The following is a 26,504-nucleotide window of genomic DNA, read 5'->3' on the forward strand; positions in this document are numbered from 1 at the left end:
AGACGGTGCTGAACCAGCGCGGCGTGCACGCCTATTGACTGCGCGCCCCGTCCAGCGGCCGCAACCGGTGAACCCTTCATGGGTCAGCCGCGTCACATGAGCGGGACAGCCCGCTTCGTCATCCTTCCGGGAGGTCACGTGCGCGCCAGTTCGTTGCGCTCCGTCAGTCTGCTTGCCGGAGTGGCGCTGTCCGCCCCCGGTCGCCGATTGGGCGGGCCCGCGACGTCTCCGGTCTTCCGCTCAACCGGCTGGTCTGTGTTTCCGCAGACGAGCGATCGGCGCCCGCCGCGTCGACGCCGCCGGCGGAGACGTCACCACAGCGCTGCACTAATGGCTGGTCGGGACCAGCCGTATCCGCGCCGATGCTCAGACCAGCCACCTGGAAGTGCGCACCTGGCGCTCACGCCGACGTGAACCCCAGCCCCCGCGAGGGTGCCTGCTTCTGACAGCCACCGTGAGGTGCCGCGGCTCGAGAGGCCGGTCGCGGCTGGTGCGTGAGGACTTTGGTCCAGAGCGTGCTCACGTCATCGCGTGGAGCCAGGCATCGCCGGATGGAGGGACGAAGAAGTATCCGCCGCCGGTTGTGAGGGTGTACTTGGCCATGGCTTCGCCCTGCAGCCTCTTCTGGACCGTCTCGAACCCTTGCTTCAGGTCGCGCTGGAAGCAGGAGAAGATCAGCCCCTGATCGTCAGCGGTGTGGTGGTAGTTGTAGCTGCGTCGGACCAGGGGAGGCGGGATGCGGCGGTCGGGCGCTGCCATGCGTACGTGGGAATCCAACGGTGTGGTCTTGCCGTGCGGATCGGCGGCAAAGACTGCCCGCTCGCTGCTGGGGGTGCCGTCCAGCCAACGCCCATCTGTGCGACGGCCGATGATGCGCTCCTGTTCAGAGACGGTGTCACGGTCCCAGAAGTCTGTTGCGAGCCTGATGATCCGTATCACCTGATAGCTTCCTCCGACTGCCCATGCCGGCTCGCCTTGTCCAGGCTTGACCGTTGCACGCTCGGCGACCTCTTCTGGAGTAGCGGGGTTTCCGTACCCCTCGGTGAAGTGGAATGGGTTGCGGGCGAGTCCTCTACCGGCTTCGGTTCGGTTGTCCGGACGGTCACCCGAAAGACGCCAGCGCATCTTCCAATGCGGCAGCGAGCGCAGCGCTTGCATGGCTGCCTTTTGGACAGCTTCGGCCGAGGTGCCGGTTACCTGAACCAGGAGATTTCCGTGCGACTGCGAGGGATCCAGTACGTCGCCCGTGTAGGACGGCATCACCTTAAGGTACCGCGGAGCCTCGGCCCCTGCGGCAAGGCAGCCTGCGCCCAGCGCAAGCCAGGCAGATATGTTGCCTCCGTCGATGGCGGCGACAGCGCGATGTGCCGTGCGTAATGCAGCATCGCGGTGCTCGCTGCCTGCTGCAAGGTCAAGGGAGATGACCTGCGCGTAGGGCCACGGAGCTGCTCCTCGCAGATGGGCAGGAGTTTCATCGTGGTCATGAGACTTGGTATGCAGGGCAACGGCACCGACCGCTGCCAGTCCGCCGGCCCCTGCCGCGGCCACAGCGGACGTGCGCAGGACTCTGCGCCTGCTCCACTTCGTCAACGGGTTGTTCAAGACGGCATCCATTTATTGCTCTCCCTGCCTGACGCTCATCGTTCCGCCCCGCCAGCTGTCGCCTGTACAAGTTTCCTGGCTGCTTGCGCGCCAGCCCGCAGTAGCTCAAGGCGCTCCGACCCGGGCGCCTCGTCAAGATCGCCAGAAAAGTCAGTGGCCGTTTCATTCTCGAACGGTTTGTAGCCCCACTTACCCATCTACCTACTACGGGTTCCGGATTCCATCGACGAAGACACGGGAACCTCACTGGTCGAATGCGACTTCCAGTTGAGTGGTACGGAAGGTTCGATCATTGTAGAGATTCCTTCCGTACCATTCAATTCCGCTGCTTCCGCCGCCTCCTCCACAGCGCGGGACTCCGGACGATCCGCTTCCACGATCTCCGGCACTCGACCGCCACCCTGCTCTGGAACAGGGCATCGACCTCGTCGTCATCAAGGAACTCCTCGGCCACGCCCACATCGGCGTCACCGCCGGCGTTTACGCTCACGTCCACTCCGCCTGCAACGCCAAGCCATCGACACCCTGGGCGATGCACTCGGCCTGACCGACGACGCCTCCACGACCCACCCAGCGCGGCCGTCGTCCGCTGACGTTGCCGTCAGCGTTGCCGTCAACCAACTCAGAGGGGTCTGCCGGAAGTATCTCTCCGGCAGACCCCTCTTCGTTCATTGTTCTGCGATTACTGATCTCGTCGATGCGCGAATTAGCCCGATTCTGTACGCCTCGGCAGGGTGCGAATTCCCTCTCTGAACGACGGCCTCCTGAGCAGTCACCAAGAAGCCGTCATTCCAATCGCCGCTACCGCAAATCTACCCACAGATCAGGAGAGTCCACTACTTCTTCGAGACCATTGAAATCCCTCCCATTGCAAGGGAGAACATTCGAACCAGAGCCTTCCGGACATCCGGGTCTCGATCAAGCCGCTCCAACGATTCGTACCTCGCCGGATCAATATCGATCGTGGCAACTCCCCCAGCAACTCCGTCATCCACGGTCGAGAACAGGAGAAGGCATCGGTAGGCGCGCACAACTCTCCCTCTCTCTTCACGCATCAGCGACTGAAGGACGACGCTTCCTTCCTTGACCTGGCTGCGGAGTGCATCCACCGAGGTCCACCGAGTCGCCCAGCCTCGCTCCTCCGCCTCCAGTTGGATATCGAGCAGCGTATCGAAGCTGATCTGACACACACGGAAGTCTGAGTCAGTCGCACGAATCACAGACATCGGAGCATCAGTCCTCACCCAAAACGTCGATACGGATTGGCGTGTCTGGGTCGATACGCCCGTCCTGTATTCTCCTTTGGAGTTCATCCCACCGATGATGCCCTCCAAGGATGATTCCCCCGCGTGAGACGGCTATCCCATCCCCTTCCGCGGCCTTATTGATCGAGTCCAGAAGCTCCTGGTCGCTCAATTCCTCGTGATACCACTGCGATGCAGGATCCCGAGTTGACTCGCCCGGCGTGTATTTCTGGGCAACATCACCAGCCGTCTCTTGACGTGTCGCCCATCCGCACCCTCCGGAATTGTGGACGAGTACCGGCGTGGCCCCTGCCAGCACATAGTACGTGTGCTGGTCGTTGACGGTGAGGTTGTAGACCGTGGTCCGAGCGCGGTAGTGCCGGACAGCGGCGATCTGGATCCAGGTGCCGCTGCTGGTCTGTAGCCATTGCCCGGTTTGGAGGTGGCCTGCGTCGACCCACTGGTGCAGTTTGGGTACCCAGAAGGGGTGGCCGTCGGTGGCGGTGACGGTATCGGTCTTGGTGCTGCTGGGGTCGTCGGTGTCGAGGGTTATGTCGACGAGTTGTTTGTCTCCGCTGCCCTTGATCAGGGCAGTGACTGTGCGGGGCCCGGTTTCGCCGCTTGAGGGGTCGGTGGCGGTGACCTCGTCACCGATCTCGACATCCTTGATGGGTTTGCGGGTGCCGTCGGCCATCAGGACGGGGGTGTCGGCGGTGAAGCTGTTGGGCAGGGCGCACCGGCCGAGTTTGGTGCCTGCTCGTGCGTCGAGGAAGGCGCCGAGGCCTTCGCCGAGCATGCCGGACAGGCAGCCGGTGGCGGCTGCTGTGCCGACCTGGCCCCAGTTGACCTTGCGGCCGGAGAGGCGTTGGGTGAGCCAGTCCAGGCCGCCGTCCATGAGTCCGCCGACGACGCAGGCGGCGATCATGGGGTTGTTGCCCGTGGGGTCGGTGTATGTCGTGGGGGAGGACAGGGCGTACTGGTAGAGGTTGGTTCCGCCGGCCTGGCCGACGGGGTCTTGGGAGATGAAGCGGCCGGTCTGGGTGTCGTAGTAGCGGTTGCGGTAGTACAGCAGGCCGGTGCCGTCGTTTTCGCGTCCGGTGAAGGTGTATGGGTTGGAGGAGGCGGTGCCGGAGGCGGTGGGGGTGCCGTTGGGGTCGTAGGTGTACGTGGTGGCGACGGTGCCGTCGCTGTTGGCGAGTCCGACGACGGTGCCGAGCGCATCGGTGAGATAGACCTGGGTCTTGCCGCCTTCGGTGCGGGTCAGGAACTCGTCCAGCCCTGAGGTGGCCACTGTTGCCTTCGCCGTTCCCGATGCGTCCTGTTCGACCAGCGGGTTGGTGCCGTCGGTCAGGAAACGGTTCGTGGCGCCACCGGTTGTTTTGGAAAGCCGCTCGCCGAGGGGGTCGTAGCCGAACGTCGAGGCGGTGCCTGCCTTGGTCAGGCCGGTGAGTTCTCCGCGTGCGTTCCAGGTGTAGGTGCGCAGTCCGTCGTTCTTGAGCTGGCCGTCGGCGTCATAAGTGAAGTCGCGGCCGCCGTAGGTGGTGATGCGGTTGTCTTTGCCGAACTGCGTCCCGCTCTCGGCGGCAGGGAGCGCCACCTTGGCCAGGGAGCCGGTCAGGCCTGTCTGCAGGGTGCGGTCGTCCCTCGTGTAGCTCAGGTCGCCGATGGTTTTGGTGCCTTGGGCGTAGGCGATGGACTTGGTCATGCCCGTGGTGTCGTAGCCCGTGGTGCGGGTGATCCCTCCGGGCAGGGAGGCGGTCTTTTCCCGGCCGGCGGCGTCCAGCTTGAAGGCGACGTCCTGGGTGCCGGTCTTGACCGAGGTGAGGATGCTGGATTTGTCGTAGCCGTAGGACGTGGTCGTTGCGGCCGCGGTCATCGTTGTGCGGCGGTCGGCGTTGTCGTAGGTGTAGCCGACGGCGCCGGTGGGGCCAGTGGTGGTGGTCAGGCGGTCGTAGTCGTCGTAGGTGAAGCTCTGGTTGCCGGCCTGGCTGTCGGTGATCTGTTTGAGCCGGTCGTTGCCGTCGTAGCCGTAGGTGACGGTGGATTCGGCCTGGCCAACGGCATTGACGCCGTACTTGGCGGCCGTGGGGCGGCCGAGCAGGTCGTACTCGGCTGTGGCGGCTTGATCCGATCTGCTGGTGGCCTTCTTCAGATGGCCGGCGGCGTCGTACTCGAAGGACGCCTGTGCGCCGAGCGGGTCGGTTGCCGTTTTCGCGCGGTCGGCGGCGTCGTAGGTCCAGGTGGTGGTGTTGTCGCGGGCGTCGGTGAGGGTGGTGAGGTTGCCGTTGGCGTCGTAGTCGAGCGCGGTGGTGCTGCCCAGCGGGTCGGTGACCTCACGGCTCTGGTTGAGCTTGTCGTAGGAGACGGTTGTCCGTGAGCCCGCTTCGTCCGTCAGGGCGCTGATGCGTCCGGCGGCGTCGGTGAACTGCGTGGTGGTGCGGCCTTCGCTGTCCTTGACCGCTGCCAGGTCGCCGTGGCGGTAGGAGTACTCGGTGACGGCGTTGGCGTTGTCGGTGACGGTCTTGACCTGGCCGTCCGGCTCGTAGGCGAAGGCGGTCTTGCGGCCCTCGGGGTCGGTGGCCGTCTGCAGGTCGCGTCCGTCGTAGGTGAAGCTGGTGAGGTTGCCCAGGGCGTCGGTGGACTTGGAGGGCTGGTCGTAGGGTCCGTCGAAGGCCGTGGTCCCGGTCTGACGGGCCTTGGCCGTGCCGGCCAGTTCCGTGGCGGATGTGACGTGCCCGCCTGCGTCGTAGGAGAGCTCGGTGCGGCGCCCGTAGGGGTCCACGACAGCGGAGACGCGGTGGTTCGTGCCGCGTTCGTAGACGGTCTTGCGGGCCAGCGATGTTCCGTAGGCCTGGGTGTCGTTGATGCCGAAGCCGGAGAGGTCGAACTCCACACGGCGGACCGCTCCGCCGGGCTGGGTCACGTCCGTGGCGGTGATCTGCCCGGTTCCGGTCTGGGTGTAGGCGAAGGAGAACTCCTGGCCCTCGGTCAGCGTCTGCTTCTTGACCCGGCTGCCTGCGTCGTAGCTGTTGGTCATGTAGACGATGCCGCGGGCGTCTGTGGCCGTGGCGATGCGGTTGGAGGCGCCGTCGTAGGTGTAGGAGCTCACCTTCCCGGCCGGATCGGTGACCTTCTCCAGCCGCCCCGCACTGTCGTAGGTGTAGGAGGTGCTGCGGCCGGTGTTGTCCCGTGCCTTGGTCACGCGGTGCTGGTCGTCGTAGCTGAGGGAGATCCAGCGGCCGCCGGGGCTGGTGATGGTGGTGATGTCGCCCTTGGTGCCGTTGGAGCGGGTCAGGCGCAGCGCGTTGCCGTGCCGGTCACGGATCTCCTGCAGGGGCCCGTACCAGGGGAAGATGTAGTCGGTGCCGTCCCGCAGGCGCAGGTGCCAGGCGCCTGACTCCTCGGTGATCTTGGAGCCGTTCAGGGCGGTCGGAGTGCCGTCGGGTTCGAAGACCGCGTCGCTGTAGCTCGAACCGGCCGACGTGCGCACGAAGTGGATCTTCTTGCCGCCCGGCAAGTACAGGTCGACCTCGGTGTAGAGATGCTTGGAGTGCAGGTACAGGTTGTACGACAGGTCCCGTCCGACACCGAAGGCGCGGGAGCGGCTGTCGCCCTGCCAGTAGGAGCGGGTGACCTCGGCCGACCCGAGCGGGTCGGCCACCGCCAGGTCGGTGCGGGAATCGGTGAGCAGACCGGTCTGCAGATCGACCGGGTCCCCGGAAAGCCAGTCGAACAGGTCGGCGATGGCGGAGACGTCGAACGGGATGACGTCGGAGATGCTCAGCATGGCCCCGTTGAAGGCCCAGATCCGCGTCTTCTTGTCGGGGACGACCTGCTTGCCGTCACGGGTGACGGTTCCGTGCCCGTAGGTGTGCCAGCCCTTGCCTGCCGGGTCGTAGGCGAGGAAGTCCACCCGGGTGCCCGGGGCTTCGTGGGTGTAGTTCGGATAGATGACCTGAGCGCCCTTGGGGAAGATATAGGTGCCGCCCGGCTGCACGGTGAAGAAGACGGGCACGGCGCTGTTCTTGGGCAGCGGGAACGGGGGCCGGTCGACGGGGATGGCCGTGATGCCCAGCTCGGTCACGGTCCTGCCGTGTTCGTCGCGCACGACCGAGCCCTTGGGAATGCGTACCTCGAGGCCGGGGATCTGCGGGGTGGTGAGGGTGATGTCGCTCTTCGCGGGGGCGTCGAAGGTGACGGTGTGCCTGGTGTCCAGCGGTGTCATCCACACGGGGAAGCCCAGGTCGGTACTGCGGTCCTTCACCGGGTGGACGCGGATGTTGTAGCGGCCGTAGGTGCGCTTCTTCGTGTTCGCGCTCGCCCCGTCCACGACGAGGGTCTTGGCGCGGGCGCTGATGCCTGCCAGGACGAAGCGGCCGTGGCTGTCGGTGCGGACGCTCTTGGCGCCGACGCGGATGGTGACCTTGGCCAGTGGTGTGCCGTCCAGTTTGAGAACGTGGCCGGTCACGGCAGTGCTGCCGGGCGGGGCGCGCAGGCTGGCCGGGGCCTTCGGGGCCGCGCCGCGGCCGGTGATCCAGTCCCTGCCCTTCAGGTTCGCCGTGCTCGGCTGCCAGGCGTCCGGTCCCGTGGGCACGATGCCCGCGGCTTTCTTGGCCTTCTCTGCCTTCGCCTTCTCCTGCTTTTCCAGGGCGCTGCACTTGTCGGCGCGGACCTTCACCGAGTCTGGAATCGGCAGGGCGAAGCGAAGGAGCAGGCACACGCCGTTCAGCGAGTAGCGCGGCACATCGGCGGTGAGTGCAGGCGCATGGGCCTTGGCGGCCGCCGCTGCTGTCTTCAGGGTGAGAGAAACGCTGCCGGTGCCCGCGTTGCTGGGGTCGATCAGCACCTTGTAGGTCCCGGCTTCGGGAAGATTCGCCAGCGCGATCGTGCCGGAGGCCCCGGCAGAGACGAAGCGGTCGTCGACGACGGTCGTGCCGGAGGGGGCCAGCACGCTCACGGACAGGCTCTTGGTGAACGTGTTGGAGGCCAGCCCCAGGGAGAGACTGTCGCCCTTCTGCGCGGTGAACGAGGCATGGACGTTCTGCCCGGCCCGCGCCACGGTTGCCTTGACGGCGGATCCGCCCCGGGACAGCGTTCCGATGTCGGTGGGCTTGGACAGGGTCAGGACGACTTTGCCGGTGTCCAGCTTCTGGCCGGCGACGCGGACGGTGTAGGTGCCGGCCGCGGTCAGGGCCGGACTGTCCCAGCCGTCATCGCGCCCCGGGGCCGTGGTGAAGCTGGTGAGGTATTTGCCGTCAGGCCCGTTGACCGTAACGGCCGCATACGACGGGATGGTGGTCCCACTGGCTCCAAGGCTCAGGTAGTCGCCGGCCTTGGCAGTGAAGGCGGCCACCCCGTCCTGACCGGGCCGGGCCAGGTTCAATGTGGTCGACGCGGCCGTGGGGTCGAGGGTGACGCCCTGGGCATAGTGGGAAACGGTCACCTTCACGGTGCCCGTCCCGCCGGCATCGGGGTCGCAGCGCAGCGTGTACTGCCCCGTCTGCGACAGCGCATCGAGATCCAGCGAATTGCTGTCGCCGTTCGGGACGGGCACGTAGTCCAACTGCGAGCCGTCCGGCAGATACACGTAGCAGCGCACATAGCTGGTCATCGCCTTGGCGTCGACGGCCAGGCTCAGGCTGTCGCCCTTGGTGGCGGTGAACGTCCAGTGGCCGTCCTGCCCTATGCGGGGCAGGCCGGTGGTCACCGTGGGCCCGTCGAAGGCCAGCGACCCGCCGGCGGGATGGGACACCATCACCGCCACCGATCCGGTATCGGAATTCCGTGGGGCGATGACGAACTGGTACGTGCCCGACTCCGGCAGATCCTCCAGCTCCCAGTCCGCCGACACACCGCCGAAATGACTCGAGGCGACAGTCGTTCCCTGCGGGGAGACAAGGCTGATGTCGACCTGACCGGAGAACGTCGCGCCCTGCAGGCCGAACCCGATCGCATCCCCCTGGTCGGCGTCGAAGAGGATCCGCGCCTTGTGCTGGGCGTTCACCACCGTTACCTGCGACGGGTCCGAGTCGGTGACCGAGGCACGCATCGTCGAATCGAACAATGCCTCCGACGCGTCCTGCGTCACGGTGAAGTCGTCGGGCGCGGCCGACGAGCCGTCGGGAGTGTCCAGCTCCACGCGTCCCGTCCGGGCTTTGGGGGGCACGGCAACCGTCAGCGAGGTGCTGGTCTGGTCCTTGACTTCGGCGACGAGGCCGTTGAACCGCACCACGTTGTCGGTGGTGGCCGAGGCGAACCCTGAGCCTGTCAGGGTGACCTCGGTACCGGGCACGCCCGAGACCGGATCGATCTTCGTGATGGCAGGGCCGGAAGAAGCGACGGTGAATGACTCGCCCGCCTCGGCTGTCGAACCGCCCACGGTCACCGCGACCTTGCCGCTGTTCGCGCCTGTCGGGACGGTCACCACGAGGCGGGTGGCGGAAGCCGATGTGACGGTGGCCGTCTTCCCGCCGAAGGTCACCTTGTTATTCGCGGCCGTAGTGCTGAAGCCGGTGCCGGACAGGGTGACCTTGGCGCCAGGCGCCGCACGTACAGGTACCACCGAGAGCACCGACAGGGTGCTGGAGGCGAACCGGTCGATGCCGAGCCGGTTGCCGGCCCGGTCGTAGCGGTAACGGGCCGTCTCACCGCTGGGGTCGGTCACACCGACGAGACGCCCTGCCGCATCGTAGGCATAGACCGCATTGTTGGTTGTGGGCCCAGCGGCAGCCGCGCCCGCTCTCGCCGCAGTCGACCCGCTCGCCTTGTGCGGCGGCGTTGGCTTCGCAGCGGCGGACCTCGCAGATGCGGGCTTGGGTGGCTCCGCCTGGGCCGACACCGTCCCGGCGACCAGCGCAAGGACGAGCACACTTGCCGTCACCAGCCTGCGTCGGCCGTTTCTTGCTGCACGAAGTAACCCGCCCCGCGATTCCACGCGCCCTCCCCAGAGCACTTCACAGGACGCCTGAGCCCCCCATGAACCCCACCCTCAACTCACGATCCGTCACACCATAAGAACCGCACGTCATGCACGTGACACCAATCCCACGACGTGACCGAGACCCGTCCTGCCACAGGAGTGAACTCGCCCGTCCTCGGCGCTCACATCGCTCGCCAGCAGAGCTGGTCACAAGCCGATTCACGGAAAGGCGACCCCCCTTGAGGAGGCGCTCATCTGTTCGCTACTGATGACTTGAACGCGATGGCGACTGATGGGGGCGGATGTGGGGTGTGCCGTTCATCGATCCGCTGAGCGATGGGCGATACCGGGCCTGCGGACCGTCCCGCAGGATCGTGATCGGTGAAGCCGACGGAGCAGAAGAAGCCATCGCCTTGGTGCTTGCCGGGCTTCCAGCCGGTGCGGACCAGCGGTCGCCGGCACCGCTGACAATTGGTAGAGGCTGTGGCTGCCAGGGGAGTCTCTCAACGGCGCATCAGTGCCACCGCTGTGCCATCGCAGCTGAGACTGCGCCACGAAATCGGAGGCCCTGCAACGCCCCCCTCAGGTCTGCGCCATGTCTACGAAGCGTGAATAGTGCAGTTGTGCGGCCACTGTGATCGTCGCTGTGGGGCCCGTTGCGTTGCTTGCCGACGATCAGGTCAGCCTCCCCAGCATGAGGGCTCTCCTTCTCGTATGCATCATCCCGATACAGCAGGATGACCATGTCAGCGTCCTGCTCGATGGATCCGGATTCGCGGAGGTCGGAGACCTGCGGCTTCTTGTCCGTGAGCTGCTCGGGTCCTCGGTTGAGCTGTGACAGAACCACGATCGGCAGGTGCAGCTGCTTGGCCAGGAGCTTCGGACTCCCGGAGATGTCTGCGACTTCCTGCTCACGGACATCGGAACGGCGCCTGCCGCCAGCGGCCACCAGCTGCAGATAGTCGATGATGATCAGCGCAAGAGCCGACAGCCGCCCCTTCAGGCGACGGCACTCATGACAAGCCGACAACTCACTCGTCGGCTACGCAACATCGGGCTTCCCTCCGGAGCCGGCCGAGGCGCGGCTCTCCTCGACCGCTGTGCCCGGATGCCCCTGCGGCTCTCCGACGCCTCCTCGGGGTCAGCTCATTCGCGGCCGAACGGCGGGCCCCAGGAGCCGTCAGGGCCGCCTACGCAGCCGGGGGCGCCCGCCAATCAGACGGATGAGAGTCATGACGCAGGAAGGAGCTGGACGACCCCCACCCACGGAAAGTTGCCTGAACCGACTCCTACCGCCTCGCCAGGACCAGGGCCCGAGCCGAAGCACCAGCCAAGGCTGGCTGACCTCAGGAATACCGGCCGGCTCGAGTGCGATTCTTCAGCTATGACGACGAGACGGCGGAGCCAGGCCGAACGGGACGAGATCCCGGTTGAGATCGGTTATGCGCTGCTGAGCGCATGCTTCCTCGGCGCCGTCGTGTTCGCGACGATCGCCGGGCCGGCCACTGTCTGGCACCTTCCTCCTGCGGTTGAGAAGTTCCTACTGGTCGCCGGGGCTTGGGTTGCTGGAATTCTTGCGGTGATCCGTGTTGTTCATGTCCTATGGCGAAACGGACAGCACCGCTAACACTCCGCCGACCCATGCGACGGACGTCCGTTCGCATGAGGGTGTCAGGCGCCGTTATTTCTCTTGAACATCCGCAAGCCGACTCATCTCCCACTGCCTCCCGAGTACATGGACAATCGCTGCTCTGAGAAGTGAGCGAAGCCAGGACGGCGTCTGAAACAGCGGGAGGGAGGAAACGGCCAGATGGCTATCCCCTCCCATGAAGGTCATGTCGTGGTACTCGTGCTGGTGCCCGTGTAGTGGGGGAACGCGCACAGCGGAGTGATTTCACCGAACTACTCACGACCGTCGTGCGGATTCTCCAAAGTGTGCCTGTACTCCCCAACCTGGCAGGACCATCCAGAGGCGCCGGGGTCTTCCCATAGGACCGTATTTGCCGCAATTCTGGGAACAGCGGGTCGCTCTGTTCCTGGCACCACAGGAAGCCCCACGGCGTAGAGTTCGACATACGCGTCTGGGATTCTGTATGCCATTTCGTAAAGAATGCGCTCCTCGGCTTCTGAGGAGTCCACCCTGAAGCCGATCCCTATACCCGCTTCATCCCGGACGAGAATGTCGACGAAGTCCCCTTCCTCTGAATTAATAAAAGTAATCAGAGGCTTGACGGTAATGCCGATCGATAGGTCGCGGATGACCCGCTCGGCAAGTTCCTCCAATGGATACACGTAATTTTCCTCTTCGGTGAGGGTTGCTCGGTGTCGGGGCGTATCAGATCAACGTGACGGTGAAGTCAAACGTGGTTGTGATGTGGGCGAACACCTTCCCAAACGGCCAGGTCATAACTCATGGCCGCATTGTGCTTGGCGCGACTGACGCTCACACCGGCGGCTTGCTCCTGCGCGAGTCGGACCTTGCCGGATCCGTGTCCCGGGGGCCGGCCGCCACCTACCGGCGGCTGGCGGCCGGCCCCCGGGACACGGCCCTCCTGCGACGGCGCCTGTACCGCCTGTCCGCCCAGCTGCACTTCCACCCGTACTGGCGCGGTGCGCGTGCACGCCGACGGCTCGCGTGGAAGCCCCGGCGATCGCGGCTCCCGCCGACTGGCGGGGTAAGGGCATGTGGCCATTGCGAGGCGCAAAGTGGCTGGATCTCCGCAGCCGGTGGCCGCTTGTTGCTCAAAGTGATGCCGCAAGGCAGCCGAGGACACCGGCCTCTCGCCGGACCTGCTGTGCTTTTACCCCCACGGCGACACCGTCGTCCTGGGCGGCGCAGCGATCGACGGCGAGGGCGATCTGGGCCCTGACGACAGGGCGGCGGCTGGCATCTTCGCCCGCTGTGCCGAGGTCGAGCCCCGCCTTGCCCAGGCTCGCGTCCTGAATCACCGGGTCGGCGCTCTGCCGACCCGCGCCACGGTCCGTGTGGAGGAAGAGGTGTGGGAGTACGGCACCGTGGTCGTGCACACACAACTACGGCCACGGAGGCGCCGGCGTCACACTGCGGTGGGGGTGCGCCGAGGAGACTCGCGCGTTGCTTTCCGCCAAATGATCTGAACCTGGAGGATCAGGCGTTGCAGCAGACTACTGAGAAGCAGGCGGGCGTAGCCGCGGCCATCATCGTTCACGAGAGACGGGTACTGATGGTGCGGCGCCGTGTCAGCGAGGGTTCGCTGTGCTGGCAGTTCCCGGCCGGCAAGGTCGAACCTGGTGAGACACGTGAAGACGCTGCCGTCCGTGAGACACGGGAGGAGACGGGCTTGGCCGTGGCGGCTGTGAAGCGGCTCGGTGAGCGTGTCCACCCAGAAACGGGTCGGCTGATGTCGTACATCGCTTGTGAGGTACTGAGCGGCACAGCGCATATCGCAGCCCCCGACGAACTGGCCGATCTTGCGTGGGTGACTCATGGCGAGATGCCTCGCTACGTGCCGCATGGGGTGTTCGGGCCTGTGCGGGCGTACCTCGACGCGGCCCTCCCTTCCTGACAGCTGGCGTTCGCGACAGGCGGCCCGGGCCTCCGCTGCGGAACTGCTTCACGTCCGCAGGCGAGATCGTTCAGGGAGCTCCAGCACGCCTATAGCCGGCCCACAATCGGCCGCCGGCCTGCCCGAGCACCTCGTCCACGACCGTGATGAGGGGCTCTGCTCTCTCGCCCAGTACCTCCTGTAGGCCGTGGTGGAGGCGTGTGCTGAGCCCTGGCGCGGTTGTCTCAACACGGCGTGCCAGCCACTTCCCGCCGCCACTCCAAGATCCGGCAATTGCCAGCGCCAGCTCACCGGTCCGACGGACCAGTTCGGTCGCGATGAACAGGCGCTCGCTCTGGTCGTCGCTTCCCGCGAGGTCGTCCAGGAGGTCGGTGATCGCGTAGCGGCGGTCGTCGATCTCTTCCGCCGACACCGGGGGTGGTCCTGCGGCGGTCAGCTTCCGGGCCTGTGCGGCGAGACGCGCTCCGAGTCCGTCGGTGTCGAAGAGCAGCAGCCCGTCGGCACACATCCACAGCAGCGGTGACCGGCGCTTGCGTACTTCCCGTTCGACGTAGGCGTGCCACGTCGCTTCGGTGTGCACGAACATCTCCACCGGCCAGTCGGCGTACTGGAGGCTCGCCCGGTACGGGGCTGGGGCTCCGTGGAGCAGGACCACGATGTCGAGGTCCGACGTCGCCGTGCGGCGGCCTGTCACGACGCTGCCGCCCAGGAACGCGGCGCGCGCATCGGGGTGGCGTTCCTCTACGACGGCACGAGCGGCCTCGATCGCATCCATGCACCAACTATCAGCACTGGCCCCGTTGTGCGCAGGCCCTTTCTTGGTCCGACCGCGATGTCTCGCTGTAGGATCTCGCGGCTCGCGACATAGAGAACAGCGCTGACCAGCAGATCTCTGGTGTGTCTCAGTCCATATCCGGTACGTGCTTCTCAGCCCCGTGGCATTTCTTCGAGACCGGCGTCAACGGCTTTGAGCTTCGGAACAGGCGTCGCCGCGGCGTGTTCGGTTCGCGGACCAGGGTCTGAACAGCCAGCGCTCGATCTCGTCGACGCCGAAGCGGCGACCGAGCAGCCTGCTCTCCTCGTGGGCTCAGCGGTCCAGGAGCGCGCAGTACCGGACGTAGGTGCTGGTGGGCCATCTGTCCTCACCGAGCGAGTCCCGCTTGCAGGTGCCCCGGAGGTGGCGGCCACCTGGGAGTCGAGGATCACGTGGTCCTCCGGCCCCCCCCCGCATCAGTGCCCTGTGGGCTCTGGCGACGCTCGGCCCCACCGCCCTGGACGACCGGATCCGGGCCGTCACCGAGGCCCAGACTGCACTGGAACCCGCGACTTGAGCACGTATCCCCGCACTTCCCCCTCCTCAAGGGGCGATGACGGAGCGGAATCCGCTGCCGCCCGCGTGGAACGATCGCGGGTCATCCATGAGCCCGGGCACCGGTTCGTCTTCCTCGTCGAGGAGGGCGCTGCTGGAGCTCTGCCGTCTATGTCGCTAGGCATCATCCTGAAGGGGACACGCGAGCGCGGTGTGGCCGCAGGAGGCCTTTCATTTGTACGACGACACGCTGGTGTCGGTCGAGCTTCTTACGGCGCAGGTGAACATCAGGCACAGTCTGAGGTCGCCCTCTACCTGAAGGCGTTCGAGCAGCTACGGAGCACGGCCGTGTACGGCGCCGACGCCGGGCGCTGATCATCAAGGCTATCGATGCGCTGCACTGAGCCCGGCTCCCGGCGGCTGTACCGCCGCCACGCCAGGGGCCCCAGCGGCAGCGCCGGCACCCAAGCGACAGCCCGGCATCACTCACACGACCTGTCTGGCCGCGCTCCCCGGAGCCAGATCAGATGATGCTCCCCGTACGTCAAGGAAGAGATCACAACCCAGTCGGTCTTCGAACGCTCCCGGGGGCAGCTACTCCTCAGCATCGTGACTCTTCTACCTTGTCAGTTGATTGGTGAGTGGACGGGGGCGGACCGAATACATCCGTCGTAGCGATAGGCCTGGTGTGTGAGGTTCTTCTGTTTCGGTGAAAGTACTCAAAAGTGCGCCGCTGAGGAGGGGGAGTGCCAGGTCACAGAGTCTGCTCCCCGCGCCCGCGGGGATGAGCCAAGGGGATGGTTAGAAGGCGGCCGGCCAGGCCAGCGCTCCAAGGCGCCCAGGGGGCTCTCTGAGGAGCCACAGTGATGTGTTGCTGCCGGCAACCGCAGGACTTGAAGAGCTCGACGGACCAACGCGTCCCGGCAGGCGTCATCCAGCCTCCAATACTGACCTGTGCTGGGTGACGCGGTTTCACTGATCGCCCAGGAGAGAAGGCGCTGTTGAACCGCTGGCCGACCGGCGCCAGCCAGGTAGAACTTGTCCGCGGCGTCCCCCTCTTCACGGGCCACTTCGATAACCGCGACCTGCAGACGGCGAAGCGCACCTACCCCGGGCGCCGTGCCGTCCTCAATGCCGACGGCGGCTTGGAATCCACCCTGTCGGCCTGGGCCAGCCCACCCCGAACTTGAGCGATCCGCTGCATTCCTGAAGCGGTCGCGGTGCGCTGCCGCACTGCGGGCCAGGTGTCCTCCAAGGCGGTCTCGGCAGCATCGGACTGACGGCTCCGTATGCTCCTCATCGGCTGGCGGCGGCTTGCCTCCCTACCCTGACAGCATCGGAACCCAGTGATCCATCACCTGGCGCAGACGCTGGCGGTGGTCGGCAATCCAGTCGTCCGGCGGGACGAGCGGGACCCGCACGGTGACCATGGACCCAGACTCGTCCTCCACGGCCACCTCCGGGCAATCACGCTCGCCGGTGAGCTGGATGAAGATGGACGGCCCTCTGCTCATCTCCATCCAGGCCACGTCTTCGCCGGCGTCGAGCCAGTCCAGCGCGTCGGCCCAGCTTTCCAGCCTCGAAACGGACAGCGCCAGGTCGATACGGCCGGACACGAAGGGCGTCTTGACGACGATCTCGGCGTCGAGTCCGGCGGTCCACCTGGGGTTACGTCCCAGAACGTTGACCGTGACGCTGTTCCCTTCGTCATCAGCGAGGGAGATGAGCTCCCCCAGGGGGCTGTCGCCCATGGCTGCCCTTTCGTCGGCGAGTAGTGAGAGAGCCTCGCCTGGTTAAAGGGCATCCGAGGAACAGGACCACCACGAACTGCAGTTCACGCAGTTCATGGGCGCTTGGGCGCCCTCCTATCGAGCGAGAGAATCGCAGTATGACTGACATCGTCGAAGCAGCCTGGCGCGAGATCCTGGCCACCGCTGGTGAGCCGACCCGACCGGGGAGCTCTCCGCTGTTGACGCCGTTCGCCGAGATGGTGCGAGTGGCGTACGCCGAGCCGCTGCTGCGTCAGCTTTACCCGTGGACGGGCATGTGGGAGCTGCACTTCAGCAGGTGCACGGAGCGCCGCCCCACCTGGGACATCCCCTACATCGGCACTCTGGGAGTCGACCGGTACTGCGTTGACGGACCGAGCCGAAGTAGCCCGCGGATCGCCGAGACGCACAGTGCGCAAGCTGCCGTGAGGATGGTCATTGAGCGGCTGCCGCCGGGCTGTGGCCCGTCCTTCGTCGGCGATGCGGAGGAACTGGCCGCATACGAGAAGGCACGAGGCAGCGCGTAGGAGCAGGATGGACGTGCGGCAGGAGCCGTCGAGTGCGCGGGATGCCTCGGCTTCGCCCATCCCCTGGGCCGTTGACGAGCCTCATGCATCACGCCACCTCCCCGGCCAGCTCCTGGACGCGGTGGGGGCGCACGAGGTTCTCGCGCTCACTGGCGGATTCCGCGAACGGGGCCGGGAACCTGCCCGTGAGTGCGGGAGTCCAGAAGCCGCCCGTCAAGCAATCCACGCCTCGCCGTGTCGATGCCGGTCCAACCCCACGGCTGAGAATTCGTCCTCGTCGGCGCCGGCCGCTACGCCCAACCGCCGCAGTGCCTGAGAGATGGGACTGCCGGCAGGCGGAAAGGGCTGGCCCTCCTCCACGTGGAGCGGTCCCAGCACGAGGGTGCCGCCATCCCACACGGCAGCCCGCTGCTCGCCCACGCCGCCGAAGTACTCAGCTTCCACGTAGGCCACCGGCCCACTGACTGACCAGGCAGCGAGGGTCTTCTCGGCCCCTCTTGGCAACCGCCAGAACCCCAGCGCGCCTACGTCGCTGCTGTCTGCGACGGAATCGAACAGAGCGTCCGTCATCGGTATCAGCGACAGGCCCTGTCCGATCGACGCCAGCCGGGCGGCGGGCAGGTCTCTCACCGCGGCACTCAGTGCTTCCCCGTCAGCGATCACCGCTTGCAGGTCGTAACCCATTCCAACGCCCCCTCCAGATCGAAGGCCCCATCTTGGCCCACACGGCGAAGCTGAACTCGCGCGGTACTCCCGCCCAGAACCACCACACCCCCGGCGGGTTCTCGCCGGAGCATCGGTCAGCCTCCTCGAACCCGCTGGCTGCGGAGTACGACCGCGGCGCTGTCCCTGAGAGCCTCGTCACTCGGCGGCAGTTACGAGGCTGAGCCCTGGCGGTCACCGTCATAGGTGTCTCATCTGGTAGCGCGGTGCGGATTCGCCTGGGCTTGGTGCCCTTCTTGTGGTGGGCGGGGCGGCTGAAGGCCTCGCCAGTGGCGATGCCTTCAGCTCACGTCTTGCAAGTGCTGGCGCTGGAGACCGTGGACTGGTGGAACCGCGCCCGTTGAGCATGGCCGAGGGCGGCCACCCGAGTGCCCGGGCGGCAGCCCCCGACTTGTCGGCTGTCAGCCGACAGCGGAGCCCTTGGCCGCTTCGCTCTCCGGCAGGGCGGTGTTCTTGTCGGTCGAGGGGAACGAGTGGCTCTGCGGCTCCATCTCCAGCCAGCGGTAGGCCCACTCCCGGTGGACGACGAGGTCCTTCGCCCAGGGGAAGACCTGCGGGGTCATGCCCTTGATGGCGCCGATCATCTCGTCGGTCGCACTGTCGACGCGAGCGCTGCGGATGTTGGCGTTCAACCCTTCTGGAACGTGAAACTCGAAAGTGAGCTTGAGAACGCGCCTGCTGGCCATGTTCTCCTCCTTGGTCGATGACGTGTCGCCAGCATTCCGCAATCTCCGCAGATTGGCTGACCTGGTGATGGTGGCGGGGGCGGAACACTGGCCCCGTCGGGTGTGCGCGTGTTCCGGGATGAGCGTCCGGGCCGGGGTTCGGCGCGGACGGGAGGCCGGCCGAAGGGCAGCGGGGACCGGGTGCCCAGGGAGCAACTGCATCAGAGCATCGCCCGGTTGCTGGACGCGGAGCCGGCCGTCACCGCGGCGGCTTTGGTTGAGGAGCTCGGCGTCGCCATGACGACAGCGACGGCCGCTCTGGCGGCGCTGCGGGGCGGGGCCGACGGATTGCCGACCTTCTCGAGGAGCGGCCGCAGATGTCCCTCCTGCAGGCGGCCGAACGCCTGGGCTACCCGCCCATCACCCACCGCAGCGCGCTGGCCGCAGCCCGCTCTGAGCAGCGGATCCGCAGGTGGTGCAAATGGCGGCTGTGCTCTCGCGGCCGTGGTCCGCCTGGTGCCGGGCCAGGAAGCGGCGGCGGTGGTGTGGGACGAGCGTTTCGGCTGGCATACATCGGCAAGCCGACGACACCCGTTCGGCAAGGACACGGGGTGCGCCCGGAGGGGGAAGGGATTCGGTACCTGACCGACCAGGCGCGCCCCGTGCCAATCTGCCCTCGTGGCCGCATTGCGCTGCTGAACCCGGTCTCGCTGCCGAGGTGTGGTGCGCAGCCTTCCCTTCCGCCGTGCTGCTCCCACCATGGGCGGCAGTGATCTGTCGGGCGCGTCCGGGAGCCCGTGCCTGGCGCAGCAAGGCGCGGAAGGGCGCATGCCAAGGCGCGGCCGAGTGGGGGTGATGCCTCCAGCAGGACAGCCTTCGCCGCCTCATCGGCGTACTCGTCGTATTGGAAGATAAGGCCTGCCCCTCCAGCCGGCACCGTCCTCGGGAATGAGCTGCGTTAAGTACCCTTTCGCGTCGATGGCAGGGCGCTTCGACGGGCAACGGGCAGTTCAGCTGGCCCATGATCGATGACAGCCAGAGCCGGAAGGGCGGCATCGCGCTGAACCACTTCTACACCTGCAACCGGATCATCGAAAGCGACGGATTTCTCGTCTGGATCAAGTAATGGTGAGGGGACACCTCGTGAACGAACCTGTTGTCAGCGCATCCGGGCCGGTGCCTGTTGCCTACCACCAGTTCCATGTCACCGATCCGGAAGGTTCCGTATCACCCGAGGAGACCGATCCTTCGGACACCGGCCTGGTATCGATCAGTGATGGCCAGATCGAGATCAGTACGGGTATCCATACCGGTGACGTTGAGGTCATGGCAGCCGCCTACCGCAGCGAGGCCGCACCAGATGCAGGCGACTGGCAGGAGATCGTGGAAGTCTCTGTCCACTCTCCCTCAGGAGAGCTCTTGGTCAGCGCGCTGATGGCCGACCTCGACGAGGAGCTCCCCTCCCTCGCCGTCTCAGGACCGGGAAACTACCGGCTCCGTGTCCATGCACGCGGACGTGACACCGCAATCGACCTCACACGCGACGAGATCACGGAGTGGTACCTCCTCCAGTGCTGGCCCGCTCCACCCTCAGAACCCCTCACCTTCCGTGCGACCGATAGTTGTGGCACCCAGCTCCGTTCCCCTCAGCCAACGGACACACCCATCCTCAACCATGAGCCACGCGGACAGAGCGCGCGAGAACGCGACATCCTGAGGAAGTTCTGACACAGCCAAGCCCCCTCCACCACCACTTCACTAGGCAGATGAGGGGGGCTTCGTGCTGCCAGACACAGTCCCGGCATGAGCTGGGCGTAGAAAAGGAGCGTCAGCCGACCTGTACCGATGCTCAATCCCGTGACTGCGGGACAGTCTTCTGTGCGGGGGCGCCTGGCGCAGGGCGTGACCGTCGCGGGTGATGCGGTCCATGTCCAGTCAGCGGGGCGCTCTCCTGCCGGAGATACTGGGTGCACTGGGACCTCAAGACCGTTCGCGAACGCGGCGCGCGCCCTGCAGAACCGCGCATGGGCTTCCTCGTGCTGCTCGCGTCGCTCTTGTGGCAGTGCACTGACCGCGGACTGAACGGGCAGTACCTGGGGGTGGGTCGGTACGGGGCCGGAGAACGGCTGTGAACGGCGCGGGTGTTAGCTTCTTCCACGTGGTGGAACACCTGGACGAGACCAGAGCGGCCTACGACGGGATCGTCGAGCTCTATGCGTCGATGTTCGCTGATCGGCTGGAGACGCGGCCGTTCGCGCGGACTATGGTCGGCACCTTCGCCGAGCTGGTGCGCGGGACGGGGAACCTGCGGGCGGCCGACGTCGGGTGCGGGCCCGGACATCTGACGGCCATGCTGCACGACTTGGGGCTGGACGCCTTCGGGCTCGACCTCTCCCCGGCCATGATCGACCACGCCCGGCGGGCACATCCGGCGCTGCGGTTCGAGGAGGCACGGATGGAGGCCCTGCCGGTCGAGGACGGCGCGCTCGGCGGCGTGCTGGCCCACTACTCGATGATCCATACTCCGCCCGAGGAATTGCCCGCGCTGCTCGCCGAGCAAGTACGTGTCCTGGCACCAGGGGGCCTGCTCCTGGTCTCGTTCTTCGCGACCGAAGGACCGGAGCCGGTCCGCTTCGATCACAAGGTGACGCCCGCCTATAGCTGGCCGGTGGACCGGTACGCCGAGTTGCTGGCTGGAGCCGGGCTCGTCACATTCGCCCGGCTGCTCCACGACCCGGCCTCCGAGCGGGGCTTCCTCGACGCCCACTTGCTCGCCCGCCTCCACTAGAGCGTGCTGCGGCTGACCTAACGTTTTGCTTATGAACACCCCAGACGACGACATCGACGAGCAGGCATGCGTGACCATCCGCTGCCAGGACAACTTGTCCGTCGGAGTCAGGTTCCGTGACCGGTTCAGCTTCGACGAAGACTCCGTGCACTACGCGATCGAGGTGTGGGCTCCGGGATTGACCGCTCGCGTCAGTGAGGTTGTGGCCTGGGTCTGGGACAGCGATCTCGCGCCGTTCCTGGAAGAGCTGGCTGCGGACTTCCGAGGGTGGAACGGCGTGCGGAGCTGGCAGACCAACGACCGAGATCTGACCGTGTCCGCAGTGTTCCGGTCCGGTGGGCACATTGGTCTGACCTGGACGCTGCGCCCCTGGCCGGAGAGCGCGGGCGGGTGGAGCGCCTCGGTGACCACGTGGCTGGAAGCCGGGGAGCAAATGACGTCTTTCGCCTCCGACATCGGTGAGTTCCTCGCTAGGGAGAGGCGCGATGCCGCCTAGTTTCCGGATCATCTGGACGCTGGCTGGGCACGGCTGGGCGGACTGCCGGGTTGAGGCGCACGCTGCGAAGATTGACCTCACCGCCTCGTATGTCAGCAGTGCTCCGGAGGACTTGCTGATGCTGTGGCCCGGCTTGTCGCCGGCGAGACGGAGACTCGCGCGCAGTTAGAGGCGGAGCCGACCGCCTTCCGATGGATCTTTTATCGCGAGGAGGACACCGTCTGGCTCCGCCTGCTTGAACTGAGCCGCAGCGGCGATCACGACAACAGGGGGGGGCTGAACTGTGGTCCGGGGTGCTGAGCGTCGACGCTTTGGCCCGTGCGGTGGTTCGGTGCTTCGACGAGATCGCGAACGTCTACGGTGAGAGCGGTTACCGAGGCAAGTGGGGTGAGCACTTCCCCCGGGACGAGCTCGAGGCCCTCAGGCGAGTCTGGCAGGGGCATCGTTCCGACAACGCTCCATAACCGAGCCCGGGCGAGTACGGGCGGACATGGCGTACGCGTCCCTTCGTAACCGTGCCTACCTGCGCAGGCGCGGTATCCGCTGCGCCATCCCGGGCAAGGTCGACCAGGCCGGCAACCGCAAGAAGCAAGGATGCCGAGAAGGTCGGCCGCCGACGTTCGATCCGGTCGACTACCGCGAGCGCCACGCGGTCGAATGCGGCATCAACCGCCTCAAGAGGCACCGGGCTGTGGCCACCCGGTAGGAGAAGTTGGCGGGCCGCTGCGAGCCACCGTCCTCGTCGGCGCCATCAAAGAGTGGCTGTGACGTACGGGTCCCCAGACAGCTCGTAGATCCGCACTTGTCGGCCGCCGCTGGAGTCGACGGTCTCACGGACCTAACGCATTCCCAGTTTGGTCATGATCCGTCCGGAGGCGAGTCAGTACCGAAAGCTGGCCCGCTCCTCGGTGAGGTAGATCATCCACGGGTGGATCGGCTCGCCACCGGCCGCGGGCCGCAGTTCCACCCCGAGATTTCGCACGGCGGCAATCGCTCCCATCAGGTGCTCAGGGAAGTGCTGGCGCCGCGCCTCCTCCTGCGCAGCGAAGAGCGGACTGAGCTCATCCCAACCCGCTCCTGGCACGAACCGGCACAGGAACCACGGTTGGTCGACGCCCACGTCCCAGAGGGAGCCGACCAGGCAGTCGCCATGCCAAACCTCGTATGCGGCTGTCCCTGCCATGCACCCCCCAGACCGTTGCCCAGACAGCAACCACACTGCCACTCGATTGTGAGACACCAACCCGCCATCAGTGGATCAATCACCCGGGAAGGTACGCCCTTCGCGCCCTCCCGAGGAGCTGATCCACAAGTCCTGAGCTTCGCTCGTTCAGTCGACCACCAGGTCCGGCTCGTCCTCCGTCGCCAGCTCCCGATGCCTTCCTTCTCCGAAGAGCTCACCGATCGCCATGCCCGGAAACTCCAGCGGTTCCTTGCGCCCCTGCAGTTCGATCCGCACCCGCCAGCGACAGCCCCGGTGCGCCACCAGCACATCTACGTACTCAGGTCCCGGCACCTGAAGCCCCACCAGCTCCGGGCCGCCTTCAGGCCCGTACTCGCGGAACGTGGGCATGGACGCCAGATCCTGCACCAGCCAGGCAAGATGCGCCCATCCCGGTGAGCCCGCGTCCGGCGTCCAGTGCCACTCGGCACGCTCCGCGTCGTTCTCCGGGACCACCCGGCCCCCGCTGAGGACCTCGCGCCGGACCTCGTTGGCCGCGGTGTGGCAGAACTCGAACGTTCTGCTCGCCACATCCACCCGCCGCAGCTCAGTCCCTCGTGCCCCGGCCCGGAAGACCAGATCCGAAACGCCTTGCAGGAACCCCGCAACAGCCGCATTCGGTTCGGTGGCATTCGGCGTATGCCCCTTCACCGGCCCGTGCGAGCCGACTGTCATGGACGATACGCGGCGCTTCGTGGCACGGCTCATCGGATTTCCCTTTCCATACGATGCACCACGCTGCCCCGGACGCGCCCCCGAGGCGCCGCGTCCTCGCCACCGGCGAGGCCTTCAGCCGCCCCGCCCACGAGTTCGGCGCAGCCTGATGTCCGAGAGGTGGCGGGGCCGACCAGGGCTGGCCTGCTCGGCCCCGCCGCCGGTCAGTCGATCAGGTTGTGCAGTTCCATCGTGCAGCCCCCGGCAGCAAAGACACTGGCGATGACGGCTTTAGGGTAGGACTTTTCGGCGAAGATGGTGAGCACGCCGACGCCGATGCCGACGCCAGCGGCTATGAAGAGGATCAGCGCGGTGCGCTGTGACAAGAGCGCTGGCTTCCCGGCCGGGGCCGATCCGGGCGTGCTTGGTGGATCAGGGTGTTCGCATGCGAGGGAGCGCGGGTCCCGAGATGTCGGGATCCTCCTCGAAGGCGGAGGAGCAGAGACGGCGGACACCTGTGGTGGCGTCGTCCGCGTGGGGTGCGCCTCGCGGTCGGCGGCGCGAGTTTCAGGAACGTCTGTTGCTCAGCGGTGTGAACGCCTGGTTCCACGGGAGAGTGATGTCGCTGAGTTTCGGTTCTGGCTCAGGTTTTGTGGTCCGTTACGGTGGGTCACAGGCTAGGGATCTCATTCGAGTAGGTTCACAGCGAACCGAGGAACCCGCTGACAGCTGCGGCGAACTCCACTGGGACGGTCTCGTGGATGGTGTGTCCGGCGGGAAGTTCGATGAGTCGAGTGTGGGGGCGCCGCGCCGCCATGTCCTTCGCGTGCTCCGCGCTGAGCACCGAGCTGCGGCTGCCGCGGACGAGCAAGGCTGGGCAGTCGCTGGCGAGCCAGTCGTCCCAGTGATCCCCGTTGAGGTGCTGCTGTGAGGCATTCATGTCCTTCGGGTCGAAGGCAAGTCCCCATCCGTCGGGGTATTCACGGACGGCGTCTATGAGATAGGTCGCCGAGGGCCCGAGTTCTTCCAACAGCTCGGTCCGGGTCGGTGCCCGGTGCGGCCAGGACAGGCTGAAGGACAGGTTGCCATCGACCTCGACGCCGATGTCCTCAACGATTAGTGCGTCCACAAGTCCGGGGAACCATGCCGCGAGCTGGTAGGCGTTGACGCCGCCCAGGGAGTGACCAAGTACGACCGCGCCGCGGATCCCCAGATGTTCCACCATTGCTGCGGCGTCCTCGACGTAGCCGGTGCGGGAGAAATCGGGAGAACTGTCGGAGAGCCCGTGTCCACGCTGGTCGAGCGCGATGATCCGCCAGGAGTCGCCCAGCTCCCAAGCCAGGCGCGCGAAAGTACGGCCGTCTGCAAAATGCCCGTGCAGGGCGAACAGAGGGCTGCCCGAACCACCGAAGTCGTGGCGAGCACCGTTTCAGGCACGGGCCCTGCTTCAGCCGCAGCGGATCGTGCCGGCCGCTGCTCTGCGTACGCGGCGAAGGCGGCGACGATCGCCTCGTACCTGGGGCTGTCGTGGCTGCCGGTGGCGGCCGCGGAAGACCTCACGCCTCGGCACCTGCGGGCGTACGCGGTCATAGCGAGGACCATCCCCGCAGGTGCGGGGATGGTCCTCGTCGGCGGCAGGGACGCGGGCCGCGCTGTCGCTGCGGGAGCGAAGGCCTTTTGCATGGCCTTTTGCACTCGCCGCTGGGCGGAGGGCCTGCGTCCTCACGAGAAGAGTTCGGTGATCTCGTCGGCCACCTCGTCGACGGCCGTCTCATAGTCGTCATCGTCGAGGATCGGGGTGCGCGAGGTGACGCGGTGGCGGAGCTCGGCCAGGTGGTTGAGTACCTCTTCCTCGGACAGCCTCTGGTCGAACCCGTCAACGTGAAGTTCGGCGTCGTGCTTCATCGAATGCCTCCCCCGCGGAAGTCGTAGCCGAGTGAGTTCTTGAGGTCTTTGCGGGCTGCGCTAAGCCTGCTCTTCACCGTGCCTGGGGGAATGTCCAGGTACTTGGCGACGTCGTCGATGGAGTAGCCGTCCATGTAGTGCATGACGAGGCACTCGCGCTTGTCCCGCGTCAAGTTCCCAATCGCGGTGTGCAGTGCGATCTTGTCCACCGTCGCGGATGCGGGATCCAGGGCGTCGCACGGCGTGCCCGTATCCGAGTCATTCAATGAGTACTCGGGGTGGGCTGCGAGCTTCCGGTGGGCTCGCATAAGGATGCGTCGCCCCGTGAGAGCTACCCAGGCCACGGGATCGGGATGTTCGCTCACTTCCACCCACTTGCGATAGGCGATTTCGAAGGCCCGGCTTGCTGCCTCCTGAGCCATGTCCCAGTTGTTCTGCCGCGCGTTGAGGATGCGGCAGATCTGCAGGAAATGGGCCTTGAAGAAGTCGTCGAAGCTCCTGGTCGGAGGGCGAGGAGGGAGGATTGCCGCTCTGAGGTCGGCCAAGAGCTCGTTGGCGCGCGCCGCCAGGGGCCAGCTGGTGTGCTCGATGAGGAGGCGGGTACCGCAGCGGTCCCCGAAGAGGACCACCAGATGTTCTCCGGGCCGGAACCGTGACGGCCACAGGATCCCCTGGGCCCAGGGATTGTGCTGGCGCAGCCTCGATGACCAGATCCGAGTGCGGACTAGGTCGTCAGAGAAAACGAGTTCGGACGAAGCGCCGATGGCGGCGAGGGCCTCAGCTGTCGTGAGATCAATGAGCGCGAGCGAATTCGTGGTCTGCAACTTGGTGAGCTGTCGGTCCGCGACCACCGCCTGCGGCACGAGCCGCGACCCCTCAGGGGTGAACTCCGTTGCCCTCAATAGTGTGTCCGCGACCGCCGCATGAGGAGTCAGGGCGGCGTAGAGGTAGGGGTACGGGTCTTCCGGAGTGCCGTCGAAGCGCCCGCCCAGCAGGATGTCCGCAGGGCGGGGGTTGAACGCTGTTGAGGGGAAGCGCGTGCGGTGGACCCTGTACAGCGAGGTGTCCTTCGAAAGCGATCGTGGGTGAACCGTCAGCGGCACTGCCGCCGGAAGAAACACAGGCATGCCTATTGA

At 66.2% G+C, this 26,504-nt stretch carries 23 protein-coding genes and 4 pseudogenes; 11 read left to right on the forward strand and 16 right to left on the reverse strand.

Translation table 11 applies throughout. The features are described 5' to 3' along the window. Positions 1-519: 519 nt before the first annotated feature. Both ACWCP6_RS28715 and ACWCP6_RS28720 read right to left on the reverse strand, forming a co-directional pair. Positions 520-1,614, reverse strand: coding sequence for a Dyp-type peroxidase (locus ACWCP6_RS28715; protein ID WP_450935477.1), 1,095 nt, complete (start codon positions 1,612-1,614; stop codon positions 520-522). Between the two features lie 23 nt (positions 1,615-1,637). Next, positions 1,638-1,799: a DUF4259 domain-containing protein gene (locus ACWCP6_RS28720; protein WP_450935478.1), complete on the reverse strand. Its 162-nt coding sequence runs from the start codon at positions 1,797-1,799 to the stop codon at positions 1,638-1,640. Positions 1,800-1,925: 126 nt separating this feature from the next. Here ACWCP6_RS28720 and ACWCP6_RS28725 point away from each other — a divergent pair. Continuing rightward, positions 1,926-2,195: pseudogene (locus ACWCP6_RS28725) on the forward strand (tyrosine-type recombinase/integrase); the annotation flags it as partial. A 243-nt stretch (positions 2,196-2,438) separates the two neighbouring features. Here the strand turns inward: ACWCP6_RS28725 and ACWCP6_RS28730 are convergent. Together ACWCP6_RS28730 and ACWCP6_RS28735 are read right to left on the reverse strand one after the other, a co-directional pair. Then, a complete protein-coding gene (locus ACWCP6_RS28730; protein WP_450935479.1) occupies positions 2,439-2,828 on the reverse strand; it encodes a hypothetical protein in 390 nt (129 codons plus the stop codon). Between the two features lie 7 nt (positions 2,829-2,835). Continuing rightward, positions 2,836-9,510 carry an IPT/TIG domain-containing protein gene (locus tag ACWCP6_RS28735; protein ID WP_450935480.1) on the reverse strand — a complete coding sequence of 2,225 codons (6,675 nt, stop codon included), beginning with the start codon at positions 9,508-9,510 and terminating at the stop codon, positions 2,836-2,838. A gap of 557 nt (positions 9,511-10,067) precedes the next feature. Here ACWCP6_RS28735 and ACWCP6_RS28740 point away from each other — a divergent pair. Continuing rightward, positions 10,068-10,403 carry a DUF6193 family natural product biosynthesis protein gene (locus ACWCP6_RS28740; RefSeq protein ID WP_450935481.1) on the forward strand — a complete coding sequence of 112 codons (336 nt, stop codon included), beginning with the start codon at positions 10,068-10,070 and terminating at the stop codon, positions 10,401-10,403. Here the strand turns inward: ACWCP6_RS28740 and ACWCP6_RS28745 are convergent. Then, positions 10,348-10,780 (reverse strand): annotated as a pseudogene (locus ACWCP6_RS28745) (DnaB-like helicase C-terminal domain-containing protein); the annotation flags it as partial. The gene ACWCP6_RS28740 and the pseudogene ACWCP6_RS28745 overlap by 56 nt on opposite strands. Positions 10,781-11,149: 369 nt before the next feature. Between ACWCP6_RS28745 and ACWCP6_RS28750 the strand changes: the two are divergent. Next, positions 11,150-11,392 (forward strand): DUF6332 family protein, encoded by a 243-nt coding sequence (locus ACWCP6_RS28750; protein ID WP_450935482.1) that lies wholly within the window; start codon positions 11,150-11,152, stop codon positions 11,390-11,392. Between the two features lie 275 nt (positions 11,393-11,667). Here ACWCP6_RS28750 and ACWCP6_RS28755 read toward each other — a convergent pair whose 3' ends face one another. Continuing rightward, positions 11,668-12,057 carry a hypothetical protein gene (locus ACWCP6_RS28755; protein WP_450935483.1) on the reverse strand — a complete coding sequence of 130 codons (390 nt, stop codon included), beginning with the start codon at positions 12,055-12,057 and terminating at the stop codon, positions 11,668-11,670. Positions 12,058-12,528: 471 nt separating this feature from the next. Here ACWCP6_RS28755 and ACWCP6_RS28760 point away from each other — a divergent pair. Together ACWCP6_RS28760 and ACWCP6_RS28765 are read left to right on the forward strand one after the other, a co-directional pair. Beyond that, positions 12,529-12,877, forward strand: a pseudogene (locus ACWCP6_RS28760) (FAD-dependent oxidoreductase); the annotation flags it as partial. 22 nt (positions 12,878-12,899) lie between these two features. After that, the gene (locus ACWCP6_RS28765; RefSeq protein ID WP_450935484.1) at positions 12,900-13,310 is read left to right on the forward strand and encodes an NUDIX hydrolase; all 411 of its coding nucleotides are present in this window, start codon (positions 12,900-12,902) and stop codon (positions 13,308-13,310) included. Between the two features lie 70 nt (positions 13,311-13,380). Here the strand turns inward: ACWCP6_RS28765 and ACWCP6_RS28770 are convergent, their stop codons facing one another. Beyond that, a complete protein-coding gene (locus ACWCP6_RS28770; protein WP_450935485.1) occupies positions 13,381-14,085 on the reverse strand; it encodes a nucleotidyltransferase domain-containing protein in 705 nt (234 codons plus the stop codon). A 591-nt stretch (positions 14,086-14,676) separates the two neighbouring features. Here ACWCP6_RS28770 and ACWCP6_RS28775 point away from each other — a divergent pair. Then, positions 14,677-15,023: pseudogene (locus ACWCP6_RS28775) on the forward strand (transcriptional regulator); the annotation flags it as partial. Positions 15,024-15,941: 918 nt separating this feature from the next. Here the strand turns inward: ACWCP6_RS28775 and ACWCP6_RS28780 are convergent. Beyond that, a complete protein-coding gene (locus tag ACWCP6_RS28780; protein ID WP_450935486.1) occupies positions 15,942-16,370 on the reverse strand; it encodes a DUF5959 family protein in 429 nt (142 codons plus the stop codon). Between the two features lie 137 nt (positions 16,371-16,507). Here ACWCP6_RS28780 and ACWCP6_RS28785 point away from each other — a divergent pair, with 137 nt between their 5' ends. After that, a complete protein-coding gene (locus ACWCP6_RS28785) occupies positions 16,508-16,915 on the forward strand; it encodes a DUF6193 family natural product biosynthesis protein (protein ID WP_450935487.1) in 408 nt (135 codons plus the stop codon). Between the two features lie 213 nt (positions 16,916-17,128). Here ACWCP6_RS28785 and ACWCP6_RS28790 read toward each other — a convergent pair whose 3' ends face one another. Together ACWCP6_RS28790 and ACWCP6_RS28795 are read right to left on the reverse strand one after the other, a co-directional pair. After that, entirely contained in the window at positions 17,129-17,599 is a 471-nt protein-coding gene (locus tag ACWCP6_RS28790) for a hypothetical protein (protein ID WP_450935488.1), read from the reverse strand. Between the two features lie 440 nt (positions 17,600-18,039). Continuing rightward, positions 18,040-18,324, reverse strand: a complete 285-nt coding sequence (locus tag ACWCP6_RS28795) for a hypothetical protein (RefSeq protein WP_450935489.1) — start codon at positions 18,322-18,324, stop codon at positions 18,040-18,042. Between the two features lie 1,122 nt (positions 18,325-19,446). On the opposite strand from ACWCP6_RS28795, the gene ACWCP6_RS28800 reads away from it, so the two are divergent. The 4 genes from ACWCP6_RS28800 to ACWCP6_RS28815 all read left to right on the forward strand — a co-directional run bounded on the left by ACWCP6_RS28800 (position 19,447) and on the right by ACWCP6_RS28815 (position 22,293). Further along, entirely contained in the window at positions 19,447-20,031 is a 585-nt protein-coding gene (locus ACWCP6_RS28800; protein WP_450935490.1) for a hypothetical protein, read from the forward strand. A 430-nt stretch (positions 20,032-20,461) separates the two neighbouring features. Then, positions 20,462-21,091, forward strand: a complete 630-nt coding sequence (locus tag ACWCP6_RS28805) for a class I SAM-dependent methyltransferase (protein WP_450935491.1) — start codon at positions 20,462-20,464, stop codon at positions 21,089-21,091. Between the two features lie 31 nt (positions 21,092-21,122). Beyond that, positions 21,123-21,587, forward strand: a complete 465-nt coding sequence (locus ACWCP6_RS28810; RefSeq protein WP_450935492.1) for a DUF6228 family protein — start codon at positions 21,123-21,125, stop codon at positions 21,585-21,587. A 490-nt stretch (positions 21,588-22,077) separates the two neighbouring features. Continuing rightward, positions 22,078-22,293, forward strand: coding sequence for a hypothetical protein (locus tag ACWCP6_RS28815; protein ID WP_450935493.1), 216 nt, complete (start codon positions 22,078-22,080; stop codon positions 22,291-22,293). A 174-nt stretch (positions 22,294-22,467) separates the two neighbouring features. Here ACWCP6_RS28815 and ACWCP6_RS28820 read toward each other — a convergent pair whose 3' ends face one another. The 6 genes from ACWCP6_RS28820 to ACWCP6_RS28845 form a co-directional block, all read right to left on the reverse strand. Continuing rightward, on the reverse strand, positions 22,468-22,707 hold the full coding sequence (locus ACWCP6_RS28820; protein WP_450935494.1) for a hypothetical protein: 240 nt from the start codon (positions 22,705-22,707) through the stop codon (positions 22,468-22,470). Positions 22,708-22,917: 210 nt separating this feature from the next. Next, entirely contained in the window at positions 22,918-23,517 is a 600-nt protein-coding gene (locus ACWCP6_RS28825; RefSeq protein ID WP_450935495.1) for a hypothetical protein, read from the reverse strand. A 170-nt stretch (positions 23,518-23,687) separates the two neighbouring features. Further along, the gene (locus ACWCP6_RS28830) at positions 23,688-23,849 is read right to left on the reverse strand and encodes a hypothetical protein (RefSeq protein WP_450935496.1); all 162 of its coding nucleotides are present in this window, start codon (positions 23,847-23,849) and stop codon (positions 23,688-23,690) included. A gap of 314 nt (positions 23,850-24,163) precedes the next feature. After that, positions 24,164-24,853, reverse strand: a complete 690-nt coding sequence (locus tag ACWCP6_RS28835) for an alpha/beta fold hydrolase (RefSeq protein WP_450935509.1) — start codon at positions 24,851-24,853, stop codon at positions 24,164-24,166. Positions 24,854-25,185: 332 nt separating this feature from the next. Further along, positions 25,186-25,368: a hypothetical protein gene (locus tag ACWCP6_RS28840; RefSeq protein ID WP_450935497.1), complete on the reverse strand. Its 183-nt coding sequence runs from the start codon at positions 25,366-25,368 to the stop codon at positions 25,186-25,188. Then, positions 25,365-26,495 (reverse strand): sigma-70 family RNA polymerase sigma factor, encoded by a 1,131-nt coding sequence (locus ACWCP6_RS28845; RefSeq protein WP_450935498.1) that lies wholly within the window; start codon positions 26,493-26,495, stop codon positions 25,365-25,367. Before ACWCP6_RS28845 ends, ACWCP6_RS28840 begins: the two co-directional genes overlap by 4 nt. Positions 26,496-26,504: the final 9 nt, after the last annotated feature.

Source organism: Streptomyces sp. NPDC002004 (assembly GCF_053593975.1).

Bases quoted from the DNA above. Each gene is read 5' to 3' on its own strand.
- ACWCP6_RS28840 (WP_450935497.1), bottom strand. From the start codon at position 25,368: ATGAAGCACGACGCCGAACTTCACGTTGACGGGTTCGACCAGAGGCTG.
- ACWCP6_RS28740 (WP_450935481.1), top strand. From the start codon at position 10,068: ATGTGGGGTGTGCCGTTCATCGATCCGCTGAGCGATGGGCGATACCGG.
- ACWCP6_RS28825 (WP_450935495.1), bottom strand. From the start codon at position 23,517: ATGAGCCGTGCCACGAAGCGCCGCGTATCGTCCATGACAGTCGGCTCG.
- ACWCP6_RS28795 (WP_450935489.1), bottom strand. From the start codon at position 18,324: ATGGCCAGCAGGCGCGTTCTCAAGCTCACTTTCGAGTTTCACGTTCCA.
- ACWCP6_RS28730 (WP_450935479.1), bottom strand. From the start codon at position 2,828: ATGTCTGTGATTCGTGCGACTGACTCAGACTTCCGTGTGTGTCAGATC.
- ACWCP6_RS28770 (WP_450935485.1), bottom strand. From the start codon at position 14,085: ATGGATGCGATCGAGGCCGCTCGTGCCGTCGTAGAGGAACGCCACCCC.
- ACWCP6_RS28810 (WP_450935492.1), top strand. From the start codon at position 21,123: ATGAACACCCCAGACGACGACATCGACGAGCAGGCATGCGTGACCATC.
- ACWCP6_RS28780 (WP_450935486.1), bottom strand. From the start codon at position 16,370: ATGGGCGACAGCCCCCTGGGGGAGCTCATCTCCCTCGCTGATGACGAA.
- ACWCP6_RS28815 (WP_450935493.1), top strand. From the start codon at position 22,078: ATGGCGTACGCGTCCCTTCGTAACCGTGCCTACCTGCGCAGGCGCGGT.
- ACWCP6_RS28785 (WP_450935487.1), top strand. From the start codon at position 16,508: ATGACTGACATCGTCGAAGCAGCCTGGCGCGAGATCCTGGCCACCGCT.
- ACWCP6_RS28750 (WP_450935482.1), top strand. From the start codon at position 11,150: ATGACGACGAGACGGCGGAGCCAGGCCGAACGGGACGAGATCCCGGTT.
- ACWCP6_RS28845 (WP_450935498.1), bottom strand. From the start codon at position 26,495: ATGCCTGTGTTTCTTCCGGCGGCAGTGCCGCTGACGGTTCACCCACGA.
- ACWCP6_RS28715 (WP_450935477.1), bottom strand. From the start codon at position 1,614: ATGGATGCCGTCTTGAACAACCCGTTGACGAAGTGGAGCAGGCGCAGA.
- ACWCP6_RS28720 (WP_450935478.1), bottom strand. From the start codon at position 1,799: ATGGGTAAGTGGGGCTACAAACCGTTCGAGAATGAAACGGCCACTGAC.
- ACWCP6_RS28790 (WP_450935488.1), bottom strand. From the start codon at position 17,599: ATGGGTTACGACCTGCAAGCGGTGATCGCTGACGGGGAAGCACTGAGT.